13 protein-coding genes are annotated in these 16,939 nt (G+C 55.0%); all 13 read left to right on the top strand.

What is annotated here, in order from left to right; genetic code table 11:
* The first annotated feature begins 506 nt into the window (after positions 1–506).
* The 13 genes from pth (at position 507) to nuoE (ending at position 16,867) form a co-directional block, all read left to right on the top strand.
* On the top strand, positions 507–1,067 hold the full coding sequence (pth, locus tag ACL02P_RS17770; RefSeq protein ID WP_009226346.1) for an aminoacyl-tRNA hydrolase: 561 nt from the start codon (positions 507–509) through the stop codon (positions 1,065–1,067).
* Between the two features lie 85 nt (positions 1,068–1,152).
* A complete protein-coding gene (locus ACL02P_RS17765) occupies positions 1,153–1,383 on the top strand; it encodes an anti-sigma-F factor Fin family protein (RefSeq protein ID WP_009226345.1) in 231 nt (76 codons plus the stop codon).
* Positions 1,384–1,541: 158 nt separating this feature from the next.
* A complete protein-coding gene (mfd, locus tag ACL02P_RS17760) occupies positions 1,542–5,066 on the top strand; it encodes a transcription-repair coupling factor (RefSeq protein WP_260071389.1) in 3,525 nt (1,174 codons plus the stop codon).
* Positions 5,053–6,213, top strand: coding sequence for a peptidylprolyl isomerase (locus ACL02P_RS17755; protein WP_260071390.1), 1,161 nt, complete (start codon positions 5,053–5,055; stop codon positions 6,211–6,213). Before mfd ends, ACL02P_RS17755 begins: the two co-directional genes overlap by 14 nt.
* Positions 6,214–6,527: 314 nt before the next feature.
* The gene (gene spoVT, locus ACL02P_RS17750) at positions 6,528–7,070 is read left to right on the top strand and encodes a stage V sporulation protein T (protein WP_009226342.1); all 543 of its coding nucleotides are present in this window, start codon (positions 6,528–6,530) and stop codon (positions 7,068–7,070) included.
* Between the two features lie 206 nt (positions 7,071–7,276).
* Complete coding sequence (locus ACL02P_RS17745; RefSeq protein WP_260071391.1) at positions 7,277–8,932, top strand: polysaccharide biosynthesis protein; 1,656 nt, start codon at positions 7,277–7,279, stop codon at positions 8,930–8,932.
* 138 nt (positions 8,933–9,070) lie between these two features.
* Complete coding sequence (mazG, locus tag ACL02P_RS17740) at positions 9,071–10,567, top strand: nucleoside triphosphate pyrophosphohydrolase (RefSeq protein ID WP_260071392.1); 1,497 nt, start codon at positions 9,071–9,073, stop codon at positions 10,565–10,567.
* Between the two features lie 194 nt (positions 10,568–10,761).
* Positions 10,762–11,034 (top strand): HU family DNA-binding protein, encoded by a 273-nt coding sequence (locus ACL02P_RS17735; RefSeq protein WP_009226339.1) that lies wholly within the window; start codon positions 10,762–10,764, stop codon positions 11,032–11,034.
* Positions 11,034–11,315, top strand: coding sequence for an RNA-binding S4 domain-containing protein (locus ACL02P_RS17730; protein ID WP_009226338.1), 282 nt, complete (start codon positions 11,034–11,036; stop codon positions 11,313–11,315). The genes ACL02P_RS17735 and ACL02P_RS17730 overlap by 1 nt, the downstream gene beginning before the upstream one ends.
* A 504-nt stretch (positions 11,316–11,819) precedes the next feature.
* A complete protein-coding gene (gene hydE / locus ACL02P_RS17725) occupies positions 11,820–12,878 on the top strand; it encodes a [FeFe] hydrogenase H-cluster radical SAM maturase HydE (protein ID WP_412837801.1) in 1,059 nt (352 codons plus the stop codon).
* Positions 12,879–12,978: 100 nt separating this feature from the next.
* Positions 12,979–13,971 (top strand): 2-oxoacid:acceptor oxidoreductase family protein, encoded by a 993-nt coding sequence (locus tag ACL02P_RS17720; protein WP_036646166.1) that lies wholly within the window; start codon positions 12,979–12,981, stop codon positions 13,969–13,971.
* A gap of 63 nt (positions 13,972–14,034) precedes the next feature.
* Positions 14,035–16,326 (top strand): thiamine pyrophosphate-dependent enzyme, encoded by a 2,292-nt coding sequence (locus ACL02P_RS17715; protein WP_412837800.1) that lies wholly within the window; start codon positions 14,035–14,037, stop codon positions 16,324–16,326.
* Between the two features lie 37 nt (positions 16,327–16,363).
* Positions 16,364–16,867, top strand: coding sequence for an NADH-quinone oxidoreductase subunit NuoE (gene nuoE, locus ACL02P_RS17710; RefSeq protein WP_036646164.1), 504 nt, complete (start codon positions 16,364–16,366; stop codon positions 16,865–16,867).
* The last annotated feature ends 72 nt before the right edge of the window (positions 16,868–16,939 follow it).

Below are 16,939 nucleotides of genomic sequence, written 5' to 3'. Positions count from 1 at the left end.
GAAGTGGTAGAAATCCGCTCACAAAGGCGAACGCCTCGCTTCTTCAGAACATTTCCCCCTCTTGCCTGAATCCGCCCAACGGACAATGCTGCCCCACCGATCGAGTGGTGATGGCCATACGCTGAGGGCAACGTCCTCGTTAGGGTGTTGGCCGCAATGCCCTGGAGTGGCAGTGGGGTGGGGAGTAGTAGGGACGACGGGATTGTTGGCACTCCCCGTCGGTGAATACAAACTAACTGGAATTTCTACCGTTAATTTTGGCGGGAACGTAGGTTTTGGGCGATTTAACGGTAAATTGTATAGTTAATTTGGGTACTTTTTCGCTAAAGTGGCAATTTCGCTGAAATTAACAGTAGGTTTTACCGTTAGTTGCGCGGACAGCCGATCCACGCCGAAATTAACGGTACATTTTCCAGTTAATTCGAGGCAAGTAGTAGTTAGTTTAACGAACAATCAAGCACCAGAGGCGGTTTGAAGATACATTAGCGTTTGGAGGGACATGACCCATGAAGTGGATCGTAGGGCTCGGCAATCCGGGAGCCCAATATGAGAAAACCCGGCATAATATCGGCTTTATGGCCGTGGATGAGCTGGCGCGCCGGCATGGCATCGAGATCAAGCAAAGCAAGTGCAAGGCTTTGATTGGAGAGGGGATGCTGCCGGGCGGGAAAGTCGTGCTGATCAAGCCGATGACCTACATGAATTTATCTGGCGAAGCGGTGCGCGCTTATATGGACTACTATAAGGCGTCGATTGAAGACATGATCGTGGTGTACGACGACCTCGACACCGAGTTGGGGCGTAATCGGCTGAGATATCAAGGCAGTGCCGGTGGGCACAACGGCATTAAGTCGATCATTCAACATATCGGCACGCAGACGTTTAACCGAATTCGGATGGGCATTTCCCGGCCGGAGCCAGGGTATGCGGTCGTAGATTATGTTCTGTCGCCGTTTCCGAAGAAAGATAAGCCGCTGCTTGATCAGTCCATTCAAGCGGCATGCGATGCATTGGAATATAGCCTGGACCATACCTTCGAACAAACGATGGCAAAGTTTAACGGCTAAATAATTGATCTAGCAGGGTCGATAGGCTAAAAGCCGTCCGCTTGGGGCATACTGGAGACATAATGAATCTTCAGGAGGCATATAGATGGCTGTAAACTATGTTTGTCGGCACTGCCGAACGGTGATTGGTAGAATCGAATCGCCTCAAGTCACAGAAGCCCAATTAGGCTTCCATTCCTTGACCCCCGATGAGCGGAGAGATATAATAGCGTATGATTCAAACGGCGAAATGACGGTCCGGGTGACCTGCGACTATTGCAAGGAAGCACTTGATCATAACCCGGAACTGCTGCTGCTCGCCAATCCTTTGCAGTAGACTGCAAGCTACGAGGAACAATGGACAAATTTACCGGAATATACGGTTATAGAGCCTTGGCACGTTGCTGAGGCTCCTTTTTGGTTCGGGTAAGCTGGACTTACCCTTTTCGTCTAGCCATAGATTTCTATCCATCAGCAGTAAGAGAGGTGCCTCATTTGCTACAAGCACTTATTGAAGCTTTTTCACGCGATACCGATTTTGCTTCGACGGTTGCGGGCATTAATTCGGGCATGAAGGAGCAGTTGATTTCCGGCTTGTCGGGTTCATCCAGGCAAGTGATGCTAGCCGCGCTGCATCAGGAAACGAAACGGCCGCTGCTCGTCGTGACCCACAATATGTTCTCCGCACAGAAAATGTATGAAGATTTACAGGAAGCGCTATCACCGGATCAGGTGCTGATGTACCCGGCGAATGAGCTGGTTGCTGCCGAATCGGCCGTATCCAGCCCGGAAACGCTGGCCCAGCGGATCGAGGTGCTGCTGCAATGCTCCCGGGGATTCCGGGGCATCGTGGTGGTGCCTTATTCCGGTATTCGCCGCTATATCCCAACGCCGGAGGCCATGGCCGAAGCGGGACTGACCGTCCGGCTCGGGGGCACGCTGGAGCTGGAGCGTTTCATGGCTCAAATGGTCGAGCTGGGCTACGAGCGGGTCGAACGAGTGGAATCCCGCGGCGAAATGAGCCTGCGCGGGGGCATCATTGACTTTTATCCACTGACAGCGTCCATGGCTTACCGGGTGGAGCTGTTTGATGATGAAGTTGATTCGATCCGGACCTTTGATCCGGCGGATCAGCGATCGGTGGACCAGATCAAGGAAGTGTTCATTCCACCTTGCAAGGAACTGATCGCAACGAAGGAACGGATGGGCCAGGCAGCGCAGGCGTTATCCGAGAAGCTGGAGATCCAGCTGGACAAGATGACCGACCGCCAGGCCAAAAATCGTCTCCGCGAAGAGATGTACAAAGAAATCGAAATGCTGCGCGAGCATGTTTATTTTTCGGAAATCTATAAATATATTTCTTTGATCTATCCAGAGCGAAAAACGTTATACGACTACATGCCAGAGGATACGCTGCTTCTGCTGGACGAACCGTCGCGCCTGCTGGAAACGGCCAAGCAGTTGGAACGCGATGAGGCGGAGTGGAATCTGCACCTGTACCAGAACGGGAAGAGTCTCCCCGACCTGCCGCTTGCGGTGGACGTGGATCATCTGATCTACCATCGTCCGTTCCAGACGTTGTTTCTGTCATTGTTCCTGCGTCAAGTCCCGCATTCCCAGCCGCAAAATATCGTGAATTTCGTTACGCGGGCAATGCAGGATTTTCATGGGCAAATGAATGTCTTAAAGGCAGAGATGGAGCGTTGGAAAAAAAGCGGCGCCCACGTCATCATGTTGGCCAGCACCGAAGAGCGCGTGGATCGGATGCGGCGGGTGCTGCAGGATTACGGCATTGATGAGCCTCAATTACTGCAAGGCAACCTGCAGTCCGGCTTCGAACTGCCTTCTGTACACCTCGTCGTGATTACCGAAGGCGAGATGTTCTCCCAGAAGCAGCGCAAAGCGCGCCGCGTCGCCAAGAGCATGGACAATGCCGAACGGATCAAGAGTTATACCGAGCTGAAGGTCGGCGATTACGTCGTTCACCAGAACCACGGGATCGGGAAATACATGGGCATCGGTACGCTGGAGGTCGGCGGGATCCACAAGGATTACATGCATATCCTCTATGCCGGCGGCGACAAGCTGTCGGTACCGATCGAACAGATCGACATGATTCAGAAATACGTGGGTTCCGAGGACAAGGAACCGAAGATTTATAAGCTGGGCGGCAACGAGTGGAACCGCGTGAAGAACAAGGTTCGTTCCTCCGTCCAGAACATCGCCGACGATTTGATCAAGCTGTACGCTGAGCGGCAAGCTGCCCCGGGGTATGCCTTCGAGAAGGACACTCCGGAGCAGCAGGAATTCGAAGCGATGTTCCCGTATGAGGAAACTCCGGACCAGCTGCGGGCCATTGAGGAAATCAAGAGAGATATGGAACAAAGCCGTCCAATGGACCGCCTGCTGTGCGGTGACGTTGGTTATGGCAAGACCGAAGTCGCTATCCGCGCGGCCTTTAAGGCAGCGATTGAAGGCAAGCAGGTTGCCGTGCTTGTGCCAACGACGATTTTGGCGCAGCAGCACTATGAGACGTTCCGGGAGCGGTTTGCCGGTTATCCGATCAACATTCAGACGCTTAGCCGTTTCCGCAGCCGCAAGGAGCAGAACGAAACCATCAAGGGGATTCGTCAGGGCACGGTGGATATCGTGATCGGAACCCACCGCATTTTGTCGCAGGATCTGGTCTTTAAAGACTTGGGACTGCTGATCGTTGACGAAGAGCAGCGGTTTGGCGTCACCCATAAAGAGAAGTTAAAGAAACTGAAAACCAACGTAGACGTGCTGACGCTGACGGCGACCCCAATTCCGCGGACGCTGCATATGTCCATGCTGGGCGTACGGGATCTGTCGGTCATTGAAACGCCGCCGGAAAACCGGTTCCCGGTGCAGACGTATGTCGTCGAGTACAGTCAGTCGCTCGTGCGCGAAGCAATCGAACGGGAAATGGCGAGGGGCGGACAGATTTATTACCTGTATAACCGCGTGCAAGGGATTCATGAAATTGCCGCACAAATCTCTATGCTCGTGCCGGAAGCGCGAGTTGTCGTTGGTCATGGGCAGATGTCGGAGCAGGAGCTGGAGAAGACGATTCTCGATTTTCTTGACGGGGAATACGACGTCCTGGTCAGCACCAGTATCATTGAAACCGGAGTGGACATTCCGAACGTCAATACGCTGATCGTGCATGATGCGGACAAGATGGGCTTGTCCCAGCTGTATCAGCTGCGCGGCCGTGTTGGACGATCCAACCGGATTGCCTATGCTTATTTCACATATCAAAAGGATAAGTCCTTAACCGAAGTTGCGGAGAAACGGCTGCAGTCGATTAAGGAATTTACGGAGCTCGGTTCCGGCTTCAAAATCGCCATGCGCGACTTAGCCATCCGCGGCGCCGGGAATTTGCTTGGTGCGGAGCAGCATGGCTTCATCGCTTCCGTCGGCTTTGATCTGTATTCGCAGATGCTGGCGGAAGAAATTCAGAAGCGTAAAATTACGATGCTTGGGGAGACCCCGCCGGCTGAGGCGACTTGGAACACCACGATCGATTTGGGCATCGACGCGTATTTGCCGTCGGATTACATCTACGACAGCATTCAGAAGATCGAGATCTACAAGAAGACAGCCTCTGTGCAGACTTTTGAGGACGTGGCCGAGTTGGAGGACGAGTTGCTCGACCGGTTCGGGGAGCTGCCGGATGCCGTGCAGAATCTCCTGGCGGTTGCCCGCGTCAAGTTGTACGGCAAGCAGTATGGCATCGAGTCGATGACGCTGCGGGGCGAGGAAGTGACGATCAAGTTCTACGAAGGACAGGAACAGGCCATCGTTCCGAGCAAGCTTGCGGAAGTTGGCAATCTATTCGGAAGATGTGTACAATTTAGTCAAGGGTCCGTGATGCTTATCCGGATAAATACCAAGGGAATGGACGACAAAGAAATGATGGGCTTGCTGGAGCAGTTTCTCGGCGCCCTGAAGGATGCGTTCAAAGTGAAAGGGGAACTACAGAATGTTTCAAAGTAAAAGGCGCTCATGGAGAATGCTGCTGATTGCGCTTGTAACGGTACTGGCTTTTTCCGTTATGGCTGGATGCGGCAAGAATGCAAGCTCGGGAGGGAAAGATACGAGTAAGGTTATTGCGACGTACGAAGGCGGCGAAATTACGGAGAACGAATTCGACCGCGAGCAGCGGATCGTGCTTGCCCTTCAGCCGCAAATGGAACAATTCATGCAAATGGAAGACTTCCGTCAATATTTGGTGAAGCAGGAGATCGCGTATGAATACCTTGAAGCCAAAGCCGACGAGAAGACGAAAGAAGCCGGCAAGAAGAAAGCCGAGGAGCAGTTTGATTTGATGAAATCGTCCTACGGCGAAGAGAACTTCAAAAATATGCTGGACGCCCAGAAGGTATCCGAAGCTGAATTCAAGGACTATATGGTTCGGATTTATACCGTGATGGAAGGCGAACGGCAGAAGATCTCTGAGGATGATGTGAAGAAGGAATTCGAAGCGACAAAACAGGACTATACGACGGCTTCGGTCCGCCATATCCTGATTAACTTCACCGATCCAGACGGCAAAGAGCGGACTGAAGAGGAAACGCTCAAGCTGGCGAAGGAAGTGAAAGCGAAACTGGACAAGGGCGAGGATTTCGCCGCGTTGGCGAAGCAGTACTCCGAGGATCCGGGCTCCAAGGATAACGGCGGTTTGTACGAGAACGTGGAAGTGAGCAACTGGGTAGAAGCTTTTAAACAAGCTGCTTTGACCCAACCGCTGAACCAAATTGGTGATCCAGTGAAGACGGAATACGGCTACCACATCATTCGCGTGGAATCTCGGACCGAGAAGAAATTTGAGGATCTGACGCAGGAACAGAAGGACATGATCCAAACAACGCTGGCCTCGAACAAATTGGACGAGTTCATGGCGGGGGATCTAGAGAAGAAGATCATCAAGAAAATCGACTTGCCTAAAGTGGAAACGAGCACCGGCGAAAATGGCACGGGAACGGACACCAATGCGGGCAATGGCTCCAATGCAGGAACTGACGCGGGTACGAATGCCGGTACAGAAGGGTCCGGCAATGCCGGAAACACCGGAACGGGCAGCAACACGGGCAACGGTGCTGCCAACAATGCCGGCTCCAACAGCGGCAATACGAGCAAATAAAGCAGAGCTTAGGAAGCAGCGCGGAGAAGGTTTGCGTTGCTTTTTTTGCGGACGGACCTATTGTTCCTTATACGCATCCAGCTGTTAAAAATCATGGTTCATTATGATGAATAAGGTGTTCGCCCGGGATGAATACTATGGTCAGAATCACAGAACAAGCCATCCCTGTCCCCACCTTCGGCCGCTCGTTTTGGCGAAGCTTATGGCGCATACATCTGCGTAAGCCGCAGATTACGTATAAAGTCCGATTAGGTGAAGCTTTAGGAAATCAAGCCGTAGTTCAAAACTTCTAAGAAAGCGGGGCATCAAGTGAAATGAAAGCTACTGGTATTGTACGCCGTATCGATGATTTAGGCCGTGTTGTTATCCCTAAGGAAATCCGCCGAACGTTGCGGATTCGGGAAGGAGATCCGCTCGAAATCTTTGTGGACCGGGATGGAGAAGTGATTTTGAAGAAATATTCGCCGATCGGGGAATTGGGCGATTTTGCCAAGGAATATGCGGAGTCGCTGTATGAGAGCACCAGCCATATTACCTTAATCTCCGACCGGGATACGATTATTGCTGTCGCAGGCGCTTCCAAGAAGGAATACCTGGATAAGCAAATTAGTTCCTTGCTGGAGAGCAGCATGGATAGCCGTAAAATCATCATGGAAACAGCGTCTGGATCGTACGAAATTACGAAAGATCATCCAGAAAACATCTCTTCGTTTGTCATTGCGCCAATTATTGCTGGCGGTGACCCGATCGGGACTGTGGTGCTTGTGAACAAGGACGATTCTGTGAAGATGTCCGACTTGGAATCGAAAATGGCGGAGACAGCTGCCGGTTTTCTCGCAAAACAGATGGAGCAATAAAAAGAACTCAAGATATCCGCAAGACGCATGGAGGAACTTACACACACCGCTGTTTGGGGCGGACGCCGTCCGTCCGAAACGTAGAGGGATGTGTAAGTTTTTTTGTGTTGGGGCTTAGGAAATGGCGATGGCCTCCGTTTCGTCTTATAATGGAACCTGTTAGCTTAAAAAACATGCTGATGACTGTTAAAGCAAAGTAGGTTGCCATGATGGAAACGAAGGAAAGCCTGTCCTCCAAGCTGCTAAAGGGAGCGGCCGTTCTGAGCGCGGCGGCGCTAATCACCAAGCTGCTGGGAATGCTGCAGAAGATCCCGCTGCAAAATATCGGGGGAGACGGCGTATTCGGCATTTATAATACGGTATACCCTTTGTACACCCTGCTGGTTACGCTCACGACCTCGGGGTTTCAGGCGGCGGTGGCCAAATTTATTGCGGAACGCCAGGCCCCTGGGCTGGAACGGGAGCGGAGCGAGGTGCTGCGACTGGCATCGGCGACGATGCTGGTGTTGGGGGTTGCCTTTGCGGTGCTGCTTTACTTTGGCGCCCCGGTATTATCGCAGCTCATCGGAAGCAGCTTGTTGATTCCGGCTTTTCGCGGCGCGGCGCCTGCGCTGCTGCTCATCCCGGTGGCGGCGGCGCTGCGGGGATATTTTCAGGGACACCAAAATATGACGCCGACCGCGGTCTCCCAGGTGGTGGAGCAGGCCATTCGTGTCACGGTGATGATCGTCCTGCTGCTGGCGTTAAGCCGGCTGGGAGCCGCTGATGCGGATCTTGCCGGAGGGGCACTGGTCGGCTCCTCTGCGGGAGCAGCTGCGGGTCTTGCCGTGATGCTGCTGTATTGGCGGGGCTATACCCGTTCTTCGCTGCAGCGGCGGGAAGCCGGACCATCGGCGGAGGCGGATCAGCCGCTGACTGACGAGAAACGATTGTTGCCTCGGGAAACAAGGGGGCAGCGATGGTCCGCGCTCTTCAAGGTTGCGCTGCCGATCAGCTTGGCCTCGCTTGGGGTGCCGCTGATCAGCCTGGTGGATACGTTCACGCTGCCGCGGCTGCTTTCCGCCCATGGGGAGGAGCTGCAGATCATGGCCCAGGTGGGGATTTACAACCGGGGTATCCCGTTGGTTCAGCTCGTCACGATGCTGGCGACGTCGCTGTCGGTGTTGTTTGTGCCCGCGATGGCCGAGCTGCAGATGAAGGGAGATACCGGGGCGATCCGGCGTCAGGTGCAGCTGGCCTTGCGCTGGTTCTGGCTGATCGGCCTGGCGGCTTCGCTGGGCCTGGCCTTGCTGGCTGCGCCCATCAACGTCATGCTGTACGAGGATGCGGCGGGATCGGCCACCTTGGCTTGGGTGGCCTGGACGGCGGCGCCCGGCGCGCTGGTCGCGGCGACGAGTGCCCTGTTACAGGGCCTCGGCCACGTGCGCGCCCCGGCGCTGCACCTGCTCGCTGCGGCATTGCTCAAGACCGCGTTAAACGCGGTGCTCGTGCCGCAGCTTGGCATCACCGGCGCCGCCATCGCCGGCGTCGCCGCGTACGGCGCAGCAGCGGCGCTGAACGCCGCGCTGCTGCTGCGCCGGGTCCAGCTGCGTCCGCGCCTGCGGGACGCGCTGCTGCGCCCGGCGGCGGCCGCCCTGGCGATGGCCGCCGCGGTGCTGGCGCTGCGCCTCGCCGCCGCCGAGCTGCCCGCAGGCCGCGGGGGGGCCGCGGCCGTGAGCTTGCTCGGCGTGCTGCTTGGCGCAGCCGTGTTCGTCGCAGCCGTGCTGCGCACACGGCTGCTCAGCGCGGCAGAGCTGGGCGCCCTGCCGCGGATCGGCCCGAAGCTGCTGACGCTGCTTCGGAAGCTGCGGCTGCTGCCGTAGCGCTCTGCGCAGCTTGCTGCTTGCCGTTGCAGCGGAACTTACTGCGGTTACCGCCGGATGGCGCAGAAAATTTCAGTTTCGCCGCCAGCAATGGTATAGTAATAACATGCTGAACGGACAGGGAGTGAAAGGCATAACATGAGCGCAACCATTACAGTGGTCGGCCTCGGCTCGGGAGATCCCGACCGGCTGACCTTAGGCAGCCTGAAGCGGCTGCAGGAGGCGGAAGAACGTTACGTCCGGACGAAGGACCATCCGGTGGTGGACTGGCTGGAGCAGACGGGCGTCCAATTTACTTCGTTCGACGAGGTGTATGAAGCGAAGGACGATTTTCCTTCCGTTTATGAGGAGATTGCCTCCAGACTGTTAGCGCGGGCTGAAGCAGGGCGACAGGGAGAGAATATCGTATACGCTGTTCCTGGGCATCCGCTGGTTGCCGAAGCGACGGTGAAGCTGTTGCGGGAACGCTGTCCGGAGCATGGAATCTCGCTCGATATCATCGGCGGGGAGAGCTTCCTGGACGAGGCCTTCGTTCGTCTGGGCTTCGATCCGATCGAAGGGTTCCTCCTGTTAGACGCCTCGGAGGTCCGGGGGGAAGCGATCGATCCGAGACGGCATACGTTAATAGGGCAAGTTTATGACCAGATCACTGCTTCGGAAGTCAAGCTGGGGTTAATGGAGCTGCTGCCTGACGATTATCCGGTCGTTGTGGGACATGCCCTTGGGGTGGCGGGACAGGAGCGGATCGAGCGGGTTCCGCTGTTTGAACTGGATCGTATGACCGGCTACGGGAACCTGTCTCTGGTCTATGTGCCGGCCAGCGAGGACGATACGCTTCGCAACCGCAGCTTCCAGCGGCTTCATGAGATCGTGTCGATTTTGCGCAGTCCGGGTGGATGTCCGTGGGATCGCGAGCAGACGCATGAATCGATTCGCAAAAATCTCATCGAAGAAACCTACGAGGTGCTGGAGACGATCGACGACGACGATCCCGACCACATGCGTGAGGAGCTTGGCGATCTGCTGCTGCAAATCATGCTCCATTCCCAGATGGAGGAGGAGACCGGCACTTTTACGGTGTATGATGTCATCCAGGAGCTGAATGAGAAGCTGATTTACCGCCATCCGCATGTCTTCGGCAATTTGAGTGCGGAGGATGCCGAGGCGGCGCTGAACAACTGGGAAGCGATGAAGGCCGAGGAGAAGAAACGCAAAGGCATCCAGCCGGAGCGCCAATCGGTCATCAGCGGGGTGCCGCGTGATTTGCCGGCATTGATGAAGGCATACAAGCTCCAGAAGAAGGCGGCCAAGGCCGGATTCGATTGGGAGGATATCGACGGGGTTTGGTCCAAGCTGGAGGAGGAGATCCGCGAGCTGAAGGAAGCCGTCGCGCAAAAGCAAGATCCTGAGTCGCAGGAGCTGGAGCTGGGCGACGTGCTGTTCTCGGTGGTGAATGCTGCCCGGTACATCGGAGTTGATCCGGAGCAAGCCCTCTCGCGGACGATCCGCAAATTTACGGAGCGGTTCCATTATGTCGAGGAACGGCTTCGCGAACAGGGCAAAACACCTGGCGACAGCACATTAGCCGAAATGGACGCCTTATGGGACGAAGCTAAGTCGAAAGAACGGGAATGATGGGAGAAAAGGACTAAATTTCAGTTTTTTTGAGAAAAAAACAAAAAAAGTTCCTAAGAGTGCAGGATTTTTCAAATCAAGCAAGAATACTCATACAAAGATAACCATCTGGCGCTGGGTAGGCTTGAAGGCAGGCCTGAAGCCTATAGTGCCAAGGTATCACCTATTTCTTTAATTATTGGGAGGCATTATTAATGAACAAAACAGATCTGATCAACAACATTTCCAGCAAAAGCGGTTTGACGAAAAAAGACGTTGAATCCGTATTGAATGGTTTTCTCGGCGAAATTACCGATGCACTTGCTAGCGGCGACAAAGTTCAACTGATCGGCTTCGGTACATTCGAAACTCGCAAACGCTCCGGTCGTACGGGCCGCAACCCGCAAACCGGCAAAACAATCGAAATCCCAGCTTCCACAGTTCCGGCATTCAAAGCGGGCAACAAACTTAAAGAAGCTGTAAAATAATGCGTCTCGATAAATTCCTGAAGGTATCGCGGCTGATCAAGCGGCGCACCGTGGCGAAGGACGTCTCCGAACAAGGCAGAGTTCTGATCAACGGGCGCGAATCCAAACCGAGCAGTACGGTGAAGGTGGGCGACGAAATTACGGTTCAATTCGGCCAGAAGCTGGTGACCGTGCGCGTCGAACGTCTGGTCGAAACGACTCGTAAGGATGAAGCTGCTTCGATGTATACCTTAATCAAGGAAGAGCCCATCGCAAAAGAGACCGGTCTGGACTGGTCCTGACATAGTGACGCTCAGAGCATGTTCCGTTTCTTCGGGGCATGCTCTTTTTTAACCTCATGAGGTGTAAAAAATATCCTAGCCAAACTGTGAATTCATGATAATATAGTAAATACACTTACTAATGTTTTCGATAAGCACACATCTGCTTCTTAGAGAACACCTCTGAATCAACCTCATGTTTAAATCATCGACGCTGCACATGCGGCACACCTCTACGAAATGAAATCGCGCCTAACGATCAAGCAACTTTCATACTAACGATCGAACAACCAAACGAAGCAGGAAATGAAGAAACAGGCAACAACAAACCAACTAGAGCAGCAGATCCTATCGTCGCTCAGGCTGCAGCTCACTATTCAGAAACCGGGGTGATCCAATCAACGAAGATAATTTAAAACGCTTACAAAGTGAAAATATTCACAACTATTTCGTTCATCATTTTTCACGACAGCCATAGGGTATACCAAGGTCCATAATCCAGTCTATCCAAAGGATGATTGCCTGATGAAACAGCTCGTGCACAAGCTCTATGCGCGGGGAGAGCTCTCCAAGGAGGAGCTCGTCGATCTACTGGAGCATATGGATGTCGAAACGCGCAAGGAGCTCTTCCGATTGGCCCGTCTAAGGCGGGAGCAGGCTTACGGGGACAAGGTGTATATGCGCGGTTTGATTGAATTTTCAAGCTACTGCCGGCGGAACTGCTTGTATTGCGGACTGCGGGCCGGGAATCGCGAAGCGGAGCGTTATCGGCTCAGCCCGGAGGAGATTCTCGAATGCTGCCGGGAAGGATACGAGCTGGGCTTCCGCACGTTTGTGCTCCAAAGCGGGGAGGATCCCTGGTATACGGCCGATCTGCTGGCTGCCTTAATCCGGGAGATCAAAGCGGAGTTTCCGGATGCGGCCATCACCTTATCCATCGGCGAGCGGGAGGCGGAAACCTACCGATGGCTGTATGAAGCGGGGGCGGATCGCTTTTTGATGCGTCATGAAACCGCTTCCCGAAGATTGTACGAGGCGCTGCATCCTTCAATGTCCTTTGATCACCGGCGCCAATGTTTGGAGACGCTGCAGTCGATCGGCTATCAAGTTGGTGCAGGCTTTATGGTCGGGTTGCCCGGCCAGACCGCGGAGGATTTAGCGGAGGACTTGAACTATCTCCAAACGCTAAACCCAGACATGATTGGCATTGGCCCGTTTATTCCCCATGATCAGACCCCGCTTGGCAATGCGAAGGCCGGATCGCTGGAGGATACACTGGTTATGGTCGCGCTGGCCCGCCTGTTCCTTCCCGAAGCCTTAATTCCCGCGACAACCGCGCTTGGTACGTTACACCCGGAAGGAAGGGAGTTGGCGCTGAAGGCCGGGGCCAATGTGGTCATGCCCAATCTGTCACCCGTTGCCGTCCGCAAGAAATACGCTTTGTACAACAACAAAATCTGCACGGGTGATGAATCCGCCCAGTGCAGGCATTGCCTTGAGCTCCGGATTGAAGCCGCGGGCTTTTCCGTAGATATGGGAAGGGGGGACAGCCTGAAGGCGCTGGCAAGCCGCCGTCATGCTTAGTCATCGTTGCACAGAAGTCGGTTGAGTCAAGAGATGAGGCATTTTTATTTCGTTATTATTCGTGAATTATTTCACAAAAAACGTAGAGGAGACATGGCGAATGAGCATATTGACCAAAACCAATGACCTTGGCTTTTTTGAAATTCGGCTGGAATCTATCGGCGGGCTCGGCGCCAACCTGGCCGGGAAGATGCTGGCGGAATCCGGGGTGCTTGGGCTCGGCCTAAATGGAGCAAGCTTCTCGTCTTATGGTTCGGAGAAGAAGGGCTCCCCGGTGAAGAGCTTTATCCGCTTTTGCGAGCCGGACGTGGAGATCCATGACCACAGTCCAATCGAGGAACCCCACGTCATCGGCGTGTTCCACGAAGCGTTGCACAAAACGGTAAATGTCCTAAGCGGCTTGAAGCCGGACGGAATCGTATTGGTGAACTCAACCCGCGATTTTGAGGAAATTCGGCGCGACCTGATGTTCCCTTACGGGACGCTCGCTGTGGTGGACGCGATGGGGATTGCCATTGACGAGCATACGAAGGTGAACACCTCGATGCTGGGGGCGTTGTTCCGGATATGCGATTTTTTGGATCCAGATTCGATGCGCGAAGTGATTCAGCATACATTCCAGAAAAAATACCCGCACTTGGTGGAGCCCAATCTGCGTACGTTCGACCGGGGGTATCATGAGGTGCGCTTCCAGACGATCCCGGCTCCCGAGGGGGTACAAGGGATACAATTCGAACGGCCGCAGCCGCTGCTCGGCTATAAGACGCAGGCGCCGGGCGGCATTATCCGGGCGCAGGGCAACAGCCTGCTGAAGGATTTGAGCGGCTCCCGGCAGGGTTTTGTGCCGGAGCTGGATACGGACAGCTGCATCCATTGTGCTAACTGCGACTCGGTTTGTCCCGATCTTTGCTTCGTGTGGGAAGCTGGGGAGGACAAGAAGGGGCGCCCGCAAATGTTCTTGAGCGGAATCGACTACCAATATTGCAAAGGTTGCCTGAAATGCGTGGAAATCTGCCCAACGGGGGCGCTTAGCATGCGTCGGGAGGAACCCGGATATGCCGACAGCCACCGCGTCGCTCACGTCTTTCAGTAGAGGTTTTTTTCCAAGGTCAAGGTATTTTGAACTCGCAGAAGAGCCTAAAGGAGGACTTTATCGATGTCTATAACCGAAGAGAAAATCACGAAAATGACGCTGGCGGAACAAACGACGGCCTTCGAGTCAGGCAATGAAGCGGCAGCCATGGCGGCGGCTCAGATCAATTACCATGTGATGGGGTATTTTCCGATCACGCCGTCCACGGAGATCGCGCAAATACTGGACCAGAAGAAGTCGCAAGGCCTGCATGATATCCAGCTGATTGCAGCGGATGGGGAGCATGGCTCGGCGGGGATCTGTTACGGGGCAGCACTCGCTGGGGCTCGGGTGATCAATGCGACCAGCGCCAACGGGTTCATGTACATGATCGAACAGCTGCCGGTGCAGTCCGGGACGCGGTTCCCGATGGTGCTGAACCTGGTCACGCGCGCGATCAGCGGTCCGCTGGATATTCGCGGCGACCACTCCGATTTGTATTTCGCGCTGAACACCGGCTGGTTGATCCTGACGGCGAGCACCCCGCAAGCGGCATACGACATGAACATCATGGCGCTGAAGTGGTCGGAGCATCCAGAGGTTCGTCTGCCAGTGATCGTTGCCTATGACGGGTTCTTCACGTCTCATCAGAAACGGAAGTTAAGTTATTTCAAGGACGCCAAGACGGTCCGGGCGTTCGTAGGTGAAACGCCGCCGGTCGGATTTGATAACGTAGTCGATCCGTCGCGGCCGATCTCGGTTGGCGCGCATATGAACGGCGATGACCTATTGAATAACCACTACCAGCTGCACCTGGCTCAGGAGCGGGCAGCCGAAGTGTATCAACAAATCGCTGCCGAATATAAGGCGATTTCGGGACGCGATTACCCGGTGCTCGAATTGTATCAAATGGAGGATGCGGAGGTCGCTTTATTTCTGCTGAACTCGGCGGCGGAAACGGCCAAGATCATCGTGGATAAGCTGCGGGGTCAGGGGATTAAAGCGGGGCTCATTCGGCCGAACGTCATCCGGCCTTTCCCGGCGAAGGAGATCCGCACCGCGCTGCGGGGCGTCAAAGCGCTGCTGGTGGGGGAACGCGCCGATTCCTACGGCGGCAAAGGCGGCAATATGACGCATGAAATCCGCTCCGCGCTGAAGCTGGACCCGGCGAACCAAACGATCGTCTTGTCCCGCGTGTTTGGCCTGGGCGGTAAAGACTTCTATCCGGATGAAGCGGAAGCGTTCTTTAACCTGGCCATTGAGGCGATGAACCAAGGCGAAGCTGCGGTGCCGTTCGATTATTTTGGGCAGGTGCCCGGGGATCCGGTGCACGAGCTCAAACCGATCTTGACGCCGCAGCACGGCGATGCCTTTAACAGCGGGCTGATTCAGGTGACGCCGGATGAGGCAACCGGCAAGCTGAAGGTGAAGCTGCCGCCGCTGCGCAGCCTGACGGCGAAGCCGAAGCGGCTGGCGCCGGGCCATGGGGCATGTCCGGGCTGCAGCGCGATCTCATCACTGGAGCTGTTTTACAAAGGGATTGAAGGTGACGTGGTCACGTTGTTCCAGACCGGTTGCTCGTACGTCGTTACGGCCGGGTACCCTTATACCTCGCATAAGCAAACGTTCATCCACAACCTGTTCCAGAACGGGGCCGCAACCGTGGCCGGTGTCGTCGAAGCGTTCTGGGAGCGGAAGCGCCGCGGCGAGATCGACGTCTCGGATAACGTGACCTTTATCATGGTGACCGGTGATGGCGGGATGGACATTGGCATGGGGCCGGCGATCGGCTCGGCGCTGCGGAACCACAAGATGATTATTTTGGAATACGACAACGAAGGGTACATGAACACCGGCTCACAGCTCTCCTACTCCACGCCGCTGGGTCATCAGACCAGCACGTCCGGTGTAGGCAAGGCGCAGAAGGGGAAAGCGTTCCACCACAAGGATACTCCGCAGATCATGGCGGCGACGAATATCCCGTACGTGTTTACCGGGGCGGAAGCTTTCCCGCAGGACCTGATTATGAAGGCGGCCAAAGCGCAGTGGTACGCACAACATGAAGGCTTGGTTTACGGAAAAATGCTTAGTACCTGTCCGCTCAACTGGCGGTCTGAGGATCAGCTCGGTACGAAAATCCTGCAAACGGCAGTAGACTCCTGCTTCTTCCCATTGTACGAAGTCGAGCATGGCGTGACGAACATCACCTACAATCCGGAGGCGAAAAACAAGCGGATCTCGCCGCAGGAATGGTTGAAGCTGATGGGTAAAACGAAGCACATGCTGCATGACCAGGAACTGCTGGATGCCTTCGAGGAAGAGGTCAACCGGCGTTGGGAACGGCTCAAGCTGAAGCACGAAAGTCCGCTGCTTTAAGGTCAGCATTCGGACGATGAAGGGAGAGAAAGCGAAGATGGAAGAGACTTGCCGTTGTGCGAAGGATGAGGAGCGGCTGCACCGGGTGGGGGAAATCATCGATCAGTTTCGCCAGCTGCCGGGCGCGCTGATCCCGGTGCTCCACGAAATTCAGGATTTGTATGGCTATCTGCCGGAGGAAGCGCTGCAGATCGTTTCGCGGGAGCTGGGAATGTCGATGGCTGAGATTTACGGGGTGGCGACGTTCTACTCTTTTTTCTCGCTGGAGCCCAAGGGAGAGCATATCATCCGCGTTTGCATGGGGACGGCTTGTTACATTAAGGGCGCGCAAGGGGTGCTGGATCGCTTGAGCCAGGAGCTGAACGTTCCGGTCCAAGGGACGACGGCCGACGGGAAATTCACGCTGGATGCGACCCGGTGTCTGGGGGCTTGCGGTTTAGCGCCGGTCATGACCATTGGGGAGAAAGTGCATGGCCGGCTGACGCCAAACGAGATACCGAAAATACTGAAGCAGATGCGCACACCTGTACAGACGCATTAGAAGGGATGGTGGAACGATGAAAACGTTGTTGGATCTCGAGGGCATTCGAACGTCGCAGCTTAGCCGGCTGGT

It is taken from the genome of Paenibacillus sp. MB22_1 (assembly GCF_047200555.1).
GTDB classification, from domain to species: Bacteria; Bacillota; Bacilli; order Paenibacillales; family Paenibacillaceae; genus Fontibacillus; species Fontibacillus phoenicis.
Note: the sequence above shows the minus strand (reverse complement) of the source record. Positions and strands in the feature narration are given on the sequence as shown.

Bases quoted from the DNA above. Each gene is read 5' to 3' on its own strand.
- ACL02P_RS17730 (WP_009226338.1), top strand. From the start codon at position 11,034: ATGCGTCTCGATAAATTCCTGAAGGTATCGCGGCTGATCAAGCGGCGC.
- pth (WP_009226346.1), top strand. From the start codon at position 507: ATGAAGTGGATCGTAGGGCTCGGCAATCCGGGAGCCCAATATGAGAAA.
- ACL02P_RS17745 (WP_260071391.1), top strand. From the start codon at position 7,277: ATGATGGAAACGAAGGAAAGCCTGTCCTCCAAGCTGCTAAAGGGAGCG.
- ACL02P_RS17715 (WP_412837800.1), top strand. From the start codon at position 14,035: ATGTCTATAACCGAAGAGAAAATCACGAAAATGACGCTGGCGGAACAA.
- mazG (WP_260071392.1), top strand. From the start codon at position 9,071: ATGAGCGCAACCATTACAGTGGTCGGCCTCGGCTCGGGAGATCCCGAC.
- ACL02P_RS17765 (WP_009226345.1), top strand. From the start codon at position 1,153: ATGGCTGTAAACTATGTTTGTCGGCACTGCCGAACGGTGATTGGTAGA.
- ACL02P_RS17755 (WP_260071390.1), top strand. From the start codon at position 5,053: ATGTTTCAAAGTAAAAGGCGCTCATGGAGAATGCTGCTGATTGCGCTT.
- spoVT (WP_009226342.1), top strand. From the start codon at position 6,528: ATGAAAGCTACTGGTATTGTACGCCGTATCGATGATTTAGGCCGTGTT.
- ACL02P_RS17720 (WP_036646166.1), top strand. From the start codon at position 12,979: ATGAGCATATTGACCAAAACCAATGACCTTGGCTTTTTTGAAATTCGG.
- nuoE (WP_036646164.1), top strand. From the start codon at position 16,364: ATGGAAGAGACTTGCCGTTGTGCGAAGGATGAGGAGCGGCTGCACCGG.
- hydE (WP_412837801.1), top strand. From the start codon at position 11,820: ATGAAACAGCTCGTGCACAAGCTCTATGCGCGGGGAGAGCTCTCCAAG.
- ACL02P_RS17735 (WP_009226339.1), top strand. From the start codon at position 10,762: ATGAACAAAACAGATCTGATCAACAACATTTCCAGCAAAAGCGGTTTG.